The sequence below is a fragment of the Carnobacterium sp. AT7 genome (assembly GCF_000171855.1).
Classification (GTDB): Bacteria; Bacillota; Bacilli; order Lactobacillales; family Carnobacteriaceae; genus Carnobacterium_B; species Carnobacterium_B jeotgali.
The window spans coordinates 20,005-28,312 of the sequence record NZ_ABHH01000027.1; the positions used below are offsets into that span (position 1 = coordinate 20,005).

Consider the following 8,308-nt stretch of genomic DNA (forward strand, 5'->3'; position numbering starts at 1 on the left):
TAAGGACGGAAAAGTAAAGGGTTTCAAGGGGAATTTCTGTTGTTTTCCTTCTATTATATGGTGTTTTTTAAACGAAAAGTAAATAAGGGTAGTTGACAAAGTACCTAAAGATGGCATAAGATGATAAACGATTTCTATTACCGATTAGAAAATGATTGAACTAGTAAAAAATACGCTCATTTGAGAGGAGCATTTCATTGGCATATAAATACCTGGTGATTGTTGAATCACCTGCTAAAGCAAAAACAATTGAAAAATATTTAGGTCGAAATTATAAAGTGGTGGCTAGTCTCGGACATATTCGCGATCTTCCAAAGAGTCGTATGGCCGTTGACGTGGAAAATAATTACCAACCTGAGTACATTTCTATTAGAGGTAAAGGTCCTTTAATCAAGGAATTAAAAAAATATGCAAAAAAAGCTGAAAAAGTTTTTCTCGCAGCTGACCCGGATAGAGAAGGGGAAGCTATTGCTTGGCATTTGAGTTTTTTATTAGGATTGGATGTAACAGACAAAAATCGTGTTGTATTTAATGAAATTACTAAAGAAGCAGTTAAAAACGCATTTAAAGAACCGCGTTCTATTGATATGGATTTAGTGAATTCACAACAAGCTCGAAGAATATTGGATCGACTTGTAGGGTACACTATCAGTCCTATTTTATGGAAGAAAGTTAAAAAAGGATTAAGTGCCGGAAGAGTCCAATCGGTTGCGTTAAAATTGATCTGTGAACGAGAAGAAGAAATCAATCAATTCAAACCTGAAGAATATTGGTCAATCGGAGCCAATTTCAAAAAAGACAAAAAGAAATTCAAAGCAAATTTTTACGGCATAAAAGGAAAGAAAAAAGCTTTGGGTACTGCAGAAGATGTCCAAAAAATTATCAAAGAATTGGATGGCGACCAATTTGAAGTGATGTCTGTTACGAAAAAAGAAAGAATTAGAAACCCAGCGCTGCCATTTAAGACAAGTAGTTTACAACAAGAAGCTGCCAGAAAATTAAATTTCAGAACCCGTAAAACGATGATGGTTGCTCAACAACTTTATGAAGGCATCTCATTAGGTCGAGGTGGCACTGTTGGTTTGATCACTTATATGAGGACCGATTCTACTCGAATCGCTCTTTCTGCTAAAAATGAAGTAGCTGAATACATCATTAAGGAGTTTGGAGCAGACTATGCTGCTTCTAAACCGCGGACAGGTAAAAAAGCGGAAGGCGACCAAGATGCACATGAAGGTATTCGCCCATCGAGTGTGTTGCGGACACCAAAAGAAATAGAAAAGTATCTGACAAAAGATCAATACAAATTATATAATCTTATCTGGTCAAGGTTGGTAGCTAGCCAAATGACACCTGCCATATTCGACACGATAAAAGTTGATATTGCTCAAAAGGATATTTATTTTAGAGCAAATGGATCTACCATCAAATTCCCTGGTTATCAAAAAGTATATATCGAAGGAAATGATGAAGGTAAAGAAGACAAAGAAAATATTTTGCCTGTTATGGAAAAAGGCGACAATGTTAAATCTATTGATATTGAACCTAAACAACATTTCACGCAGCCACCTGCTCGTTTTTCAGAATCGACATTGATTCGCGTATTGGAAGAAAATGGTGTAGGTCGTCCTTCCACTTATGCACCCACTTTAGAAACTATTCAACGGCGGTATTACGTTAAACTACAAAACAAACGTTTTGAAGTGACTGAATTAGGTGGTATCGTCAATGGACTAATCAATGAATTCTTCCCTCATATCGTGGATGTCCACTTTACAGCAGATATGGAAAAGGATTTAGATGAAGTTGAAGAAGGCAACAAAGAATGGGAAAAAGTTATTGATCAATTCTATAAGCCATTTGCGATTGAAGTCGAAAAAGCTGAAGAAAATATGGAAAAAATTCAAATCAAAGATGAACCTGCTGGATTTGATTGTGAACTTTGCGGTCATCCTATGGTGATCAAATTGGGCCGTTATGGAAAGTTCTATGCATGTAGTAATTTCCCAGATTGCCGAAATACAAAACCAATCGTGAAAGAAATAGGTGTAACTTGCCCAGTATGTGGTGAAGGCCATGTTATTGAACGAAAATCAAAGAAAAACCGTCTATTCTATGGTTGTGATCGTTACCCAACTTGCGAATTTGTTTCATGGGATAAACCTGTAGGACGCAATTGTCCGAAATGTGATCATTATTTAGTAGAGAAAAAAGCAAAAGGCAGCAAACAAGTCGTGTGTAGCCATTGCGATTACAAAGAAGAAGTCCAAAAATAAGTTGAACTAAACTTGATCGAAAAACTAGTGAAGTTTAAGGGGTAATCCTCTTACTTAGCTAGTTTTTTTATTTTGGAGTCACTAGGAACACTCGTATTGTTGGGTATTCAATAACATTTGTTTGAAAATAACTAAATTGTTTTAAAATTCAATTAATTTAGATCTTAATCGATTGTAATCTAAAATTTTGTATGATAAAGTAGCTTTGTTGTAAGAGTGGAGGGATGCTTTTTGGTGGATCAAACAGCTAAAACGATCTTTTTGCAGTATTTGATTACCGAAAGACATTATTCTGAGCTGACTAAGAAAGCTTATGAAGAAGATATCACTCATTTTGAAAGCTTTTTAAATCAAACGGGTGATACGAATTTTAGTAATGTAACACTGCAAGATGTGCGCATCTATTTAGGTGAATTAAATGAACAAGGATTAAGTCGAAATAGCATTTCAAGAAAAATTTCAAGTATGCGAGCATTTTATCAATTTCTATTGAAAAACCAACTAGTTGAAGACAATCCGTTTTCTTATATTCATTTGAAAAAGAAAACGCTTCGCTTGCCTAAGTTTTTTTATGAAAAAGAAATGGATGCTCTTTTTGAAGCTGTAAAGGGTGAAAAACCGCTAGATTTTAGGAATGAAGCGATTTTAGAAATTCTTTATGGAACCGGTATTCGTGTAAGCGAATGTAGCGGTATTCAGTTAAAAGACATCGATTTCGATTTAAGTGTCTTATTGATTCACGGAAAAGGCAATAAAGAACGGTATGTTCCTTTTGGTCATTATGCTGCCGTAGCTATGCGCGATTACATGGAGAAGAGTCGCACGCCATTGATGGCAAAATACAAAAAGAGTCACGACTTATTATTTGTGAACCATCACGGGGATCCAATTACTTCGACTGGAATCGAATATGTCTTAAATCAAGTTATAAAAAAAAGCAGTTTAACCTCTGATATTCATCCGCATATGTTGCGTCATTCATTTGCGACACATTTATTAAACAATGGTGCAGATATGCGAACGGTCCAAGAATTATTAGGCCATGCCAGTTTATCTTCGACTCAAATCTATGCTCACGTAACCAAAGAACGTCTTCAAAAAAATTATCGCCAATTTCATCCAAGAGCTTAACAATTGGATAATTGACTGGAGGAAAAAACAATGACAGAATTTCATGCAACGACTATTTTTGCTATTCAGCACGATGGCAAATGTGCAATGGCTGGAGATGGTCAAGTAACAATGGGTGAACAAGTGATCATGAAAGGTACTGCTCGAAAAGTACGCCGCATTTATAATGATGAAGTGCTCGTTGGATTTGCCGGAAGTGTCGCTGACGCGTTTACTTTAGAAGAAAAATTTGAAGCTAAATTACATGAATACAAAGGTAACCTAACGCGTGCAGCTGTCGAATTAGCTCAAGAATGGCGTTCAGACCGTGCAATGCAAAAGTTGGAAGCTTTGCTCATCGTTATGAATAAAGAAGAAATGTTAATGGTCTCTGGTGGTGGAGAAGTAATCCAGCCTGATGACGGAATATTGGCTATCGGTTCAGGTGGTAACTTTGCACTTGCGGCTGGCAGAGCTTTAAAAAAACTTGGCAAAGGTTTAACAGCTGCTCAAATTGCAGAAGAAAGTTTGAATACCGCTGCTGATATCTGTGTATTCACGAATCACAATATTATTGTTGAAGAATTATAAGGAGTGAAAAGAATGATGACTAAAGAAGATATGACTCCCAGAGAGATCGTTGCTGAATTAGATAAATACATTATTGGGCAAAATATGGCAAAAAAATCAGTTGCTATCGCCTTACGCAATCGTCAAAGACGCTTGAAACTATCAGAAGATATGCAAAAAGAAATCACGCCTAAAAATTTGTTGATGATTGGTGCAACCGGAGTTGGTAAGACAGAAATTGCACGTCGCTTAGCAACTATCGTTCAAGCACCATTTGTAAAAGTGGAAGCAACAAAATTCACCGAAGTGGGGTATATCGGTCGCGATGTCGAATCGATGGTACGTGATTTAGTAGAATCGTCTATTCAAATTGTCGAAAAACAACAACATTCGAATGTGTATACACAAGCTGAACGAAATGCCATTGAACGAATCGTTAAGATACTAATACCAGGTATCAAAAAAGAAAAAAAACAAGCTGCTAGTACTAACCCATTCGAGTCTATGTTTAAAAACATGGGGGTAGATCCGAATCAATTAGCTCCACAAGCTGAAGAAGAGGAAGAAGTAACGGAAGCTATTTCGACCGATCGCGAAAAAATGAAACAACAAATTCGCAATGGACTTTTAGATGAAAGAGAGATTACTGTTCAAGTAGAAAGTCAAAAAAAAGCGATGAATTCTCCTATGGGTGCGGGTCTAGAACAAATGGGTATTGATTTGAATGAAACGTTAGGGGCTTTACGTCCTAAGACAAAAATCAAGCGGACAGTTACCGTTAAAAAAGCGATTGACCTTTTTATCCAAGAGGAATCTGAAAAATTGGTTAATCAAGAAGACATTCATTCTATGGCTGTTGACTTAGCACAAAATTCAGGTATTATTTTCATTGATGAATTTGATAAGATCACGTCTAAAAATCAAAATAGCGGAACGGTGTCTAGAGAAGGTGTCCAACGCGATATTTTACCGATTGTTGAAGGGTCACAAGTCAGTACCAAGTACGGTCCTATTCAAACGGATCATATCTTATTTATTGCTTCCGGTGCTTTCCATGTTTCTAAACCAAGTGATTTGATTCCTGAATTACAAGGAAGATTTCCAATTCGTGTAGAGTTGGATGATTTGACTAAAGAAGATTTTGTTAAAATTTTAACTGAACCGAACAATGCGCTCTTAAAACAATATATCGCTATGTTAGGAACCGAAAACGTTAAGATTACTTTTACGTATGAATCGATTGAACGTTTAGCTGAAATTGCGTATAGAGTGAATCAAGAAACAGATAACATTGGAGCAAGACGGTTGCATACGATTTTAGAAAAGCTATTAGAAGACTTGTTGTTTGAGGCACCTGATATGCAAATGGGCGACATTACGATTACTGAAAACTACGTAAACGAAAAAATTGAACACATTGTAGAAGACAAAGATCTAAGTCGCTACATTTTATAAAGAATGATGGAGGCTTCTCATGAATGATTTACTGCAAAAAATGCGTAGAATTAACCACCTGTTGCAAACAAAAGGCGGTGTTGTAAAGTCAGATGCGTTAATAGAGGGCAAATTGCCTTTTACCGATATGGCAATAGTATTAGGCGATATTCTTAATGCCAACACTTATTTGATTGATGACACGGGGAATTTATTGGGTCATTACGAAAAACATGAAATCAATAATGAACGTGTGAAACAAATGCTAGTGGATGGGAAATTCCCAGCAAAATATACCCGAAGCATGTTAGAAATTTACGAAACAAGAGCCAACATCGACATTGAAAGTGATTATACCGTTTTTCCGATTGAAACGCGGGATATGTTTGTAGAAGGCTTAACAACGGTTATTCCTGTTTTTGTTGCAGGCGAAAGGCTAGGAACACTGCTACTTGCCCGCTTACAACCCGCATTTGATGATCCTGACTTAATTCTAAGCGAGCATGCAGCAACTGTAGTCGGTATAGAAATTTTGTATAAAAAGTCTACTCAAATCGCAGAATCAGCTCGTAACACGGCAACTGTTCAAATGGCTATCAAGACATTGTCTTACAGTGAACTAAAGGCTATTAAGGCGATTTTTGAAGAATTAGACGGTACTGAGGGACGGATCACAGCTTCTAATGTTGCGGATAAAGTGGGAATTACGCGTTCAGTCATCGTAAATGCATTACGTAAGTTAGAGTCCGGCGGTATTATTGAATCTAGGTCTCTAGGGATGAAAGGTACGTATATCAAAGTACAAAACACGAAATTTATTGATGCTTTAGAAAAAGAATCCATTTATTAAGGCTTATATAGCTATAAAAATAATCCTTTAGTTTATTATACTTAAAGGATTATTTTTTTAAGCAGTTCTAAATCTAGATAGAAGCAATAGCAACTAAGGAGGATGTACTCATGATTACATTACAAAATGACCAATTGACCGTATCTGTTTCTACAAAAGGAGCTGAACTTCAAAGTATTAAAAATCCTGCAGAGGGAATCGAATATTTATGGCAAGGAGATACTGCTTTTTGGGGCAGAAAAGCTCCCGTCTTATTTCCTATTGTAGGGCGATTGAAAAATGATCAATATAGCTATAAAGGGATAAGTTATCCATTGAATCAACATGGTTTTGCTAGAGACAGCGAATTTCATGTTGAAGAACAAACGGCGACGATGGTTCGCTTAACGACCCATTCTACTCCTGAAACAAAGACTTACTACCCCTTTGATTTCCAATTGACTCTAACGTATACCTTAGAAGAGAATACAGTTAATGTCAGTTACTTAGTAAAAAATACTCATCCATCAGAAGAATTGTATTTCTCAATTGGGGGACATCCAGGATTTAATGTCCCTATGACTAGCGATACTACGTTTGAAGATTACTATTTAAGCTTTTACTAGACGACACGTCGCCAAATCCCATTAAAAGGTGCTTATTTAGATTTAGAAAGTAAGACATTGGGTCAAACGAATACAGAAATCGCTTAAAAAGAGCTTTGTTTGACAATGATGCTCTGATTTATGAAACAAAAGAAAAGAATGTTTTTTCAATTCGTTCGGAGAAAACAGCTCATTCTGTTTCGTTAAGCTTTGAAGATTTTCCTTTTACAGGTATTTGGTCTCCGCCTAAGAAAGAATCCCCTTTTGTTTGTATTGAACCGTGGTTTGGGATAGCAGATTCAACTGATTTCACGGGTGAATTAAATGAAAAGCTTGGCATTCAACATTTAAAAGGGACCGAATCTTTTTCTGCTAATTACACTATCTCCCTAAGTTGAGCTCTTCCAGCAACAAGGAGTGCATAGAAAAAGGATCTGAGATTTTCCTCAGATCCTTTTATTGTATTAGTTATGCGGTTTGTGAGAATCTTTTTTATATCCTAGTCCAAACGGAACCTTACTTTCGGTACCATTGCGTATACGTTTGATGTTTTCTCTATGTCTGTAGATGATAAAAATAGTTAAGATAAACGCAATAGTTGTTAAAATCCAATCCCCAATGACTAAACTAGATAGCGTAATAAGAGGCAAAGCAATCATGCTTGAAAAGCTGACCATTCTTGATAGCCATAATAACACTAAAAATATGGCCACACTATAGATAAAGAACGGAGGATTATACGCTAATAAGACGCCTGCGCTTGTAGCAACGGCTTTACCACCTTTAAATTGAGCAAATACAGGGTACGTATGACCAAGTATGGCTGCTAAACCCATAACCATCGGATTGATCGGTAAGTGGAACAGTAAAGGCAAACTTGCAGCGAGTGTTCCTTTTAAGACATCAGCTAATAATACCAATGTGCCTGCAGTCTTTCCTAATACTCTGAACGTATTCGTTGTCCCAGAGTTGCCACTGCCAAATTGGCGAATGTCTTTTCCATAAAACTTTGTTCCAATCCAAACTCCTGATGGGATCGAACCGAGTAGATAAGCAATAATAAACATGAGTATGATTTTAATCAACAAACTTCTCTCCTTGACTTGCAGTATACATAGATACATTAACGTACTCATTATTTTAGCACTTATCTTATGGGAAGGCTACCAAAAAAAGTGTAGAATTCACAAAGTCCACAGAGAGACAAAAAAAGTTTATTTGCTCCTCAGCTTGCAATTCAAAAAAAAAAATAGTTTAATGAAAAGAGAATTCTACATTTTAGGCGAACGTATTTTCGCCTTTTTGTAAAACTCTACTGTTTAATGCTTTAAATTCCTTTAAATATAGAGTATGATTGAAAAGGTGCTTCTTAGAATTCTTAGAACGAAGCAATTCAAAGACGCGGTTATGGCTTGACCATGGTTGCCTAATAAAAATAAGAGATCAGAGAAAACTTTAAAAATAAAGAAAAACCTTCTTGTGTT

6 protein-coding genes and 1 pseudogene are annotated in these 8,308 nt (G+C 36.3%); 6 read left to right on the forward strand and 1 reads right to left on the reverse strand.

Translation table 11 applies throughout. The annotated features are described in order from the left end of the window. The first annotated feature begins 197 nt into the window (after positions 1-197). The 6 genes and pseudogenes from topA (at position 198) to CAT7_RS09540 (ending at position 7,222) form a co-directional block, all read left to right on the forward strand. Positions 198-2,276, forward strand: coding sequence for a type I DNA topoisomerase (gene topA, locus CAT7_RS09515; RefSeq protein WP_007724946.1), 2,079 nt, complete (start codon positions 198-200; stop codon positions 2,274-2,276). 231 nt (positions 2,277-2,507) lie between these two features. Further along, positions 2,508-3,407, forward strand: a complete 900-nt coding sequence (gene xerC, locus CAT7_RS09520) for a tyrosine recombinase XerC (protein WP_007724948.1) — start codon at positions 2,508-2,510, stop codon at positions 3,405-3,407. Positions 3,408-3,437: 30 nt separating this feature from the next. Next, positions 3,438-3,977 carry an ATP-dependent protease subunit HslV gene (hslV, locus tag CAT7_RS09525; protein WP_007724951.1) on the forward strand — a complete coding sequence of 180 codons (540 nt, stop codon included), beginning with the start codon at positions 3,438-3,440 and terminating at the stop codon, positions 3,975-3,977. Positions 3,978-3,992: 15 nt separating this feature from the next. Further along, complete coding sequence (hslU, locus tag CAT7_RS09530) at positions 3,993-5,411, forward strand: ATP-dependent protease ATPase subunit HslU (RefSeq protein WP_029276018.1); 1,419 nt, start codon at positions 3,993-3,995, stop codon at positions 5,409-5,411. Positions 5,412-5,430: 19 nt separating this feature from the next. After that, positions 5,431-6,240, forward strand: coding sequence for a GTP-sensing pleiotropic transcriptional regulator CodY (gene codY / locus CAT7_RS09535; protein ID WP_007724962.1), 810 nt, complete (start codon positions 5,431-5,433; stop codon positions 6,238-6,240). A 110-nt stretch (positions 6,241-6,350) separates the two neighbouring features. Then, a pseudogene (locus tag CAT7_RS09540) lies at positions 6,351-7,222 on the forward strand (aldose 1-epimerase family protein). 66 nt (positions 7,223-7,288) lie between these two features. On the opposite strand, the gene plsY reads toward CAT7_RS09540, so the two are convergent. After that, positions 7,289-7,906 (reverse strand): glycerol-3-phosphate 1-O-acyltransferase PlsY, encoded by a 618-nt coding sequence (gene plsY, locus CAT7_RS09545; protein WP_029276022.1) that lies wholly within the window; start codon positions 7,904-7,906, stop codon positions 7,289-7,291. Between the last annotated feature and the right edge of the window lie 402 nt (positions 7,907-8,308).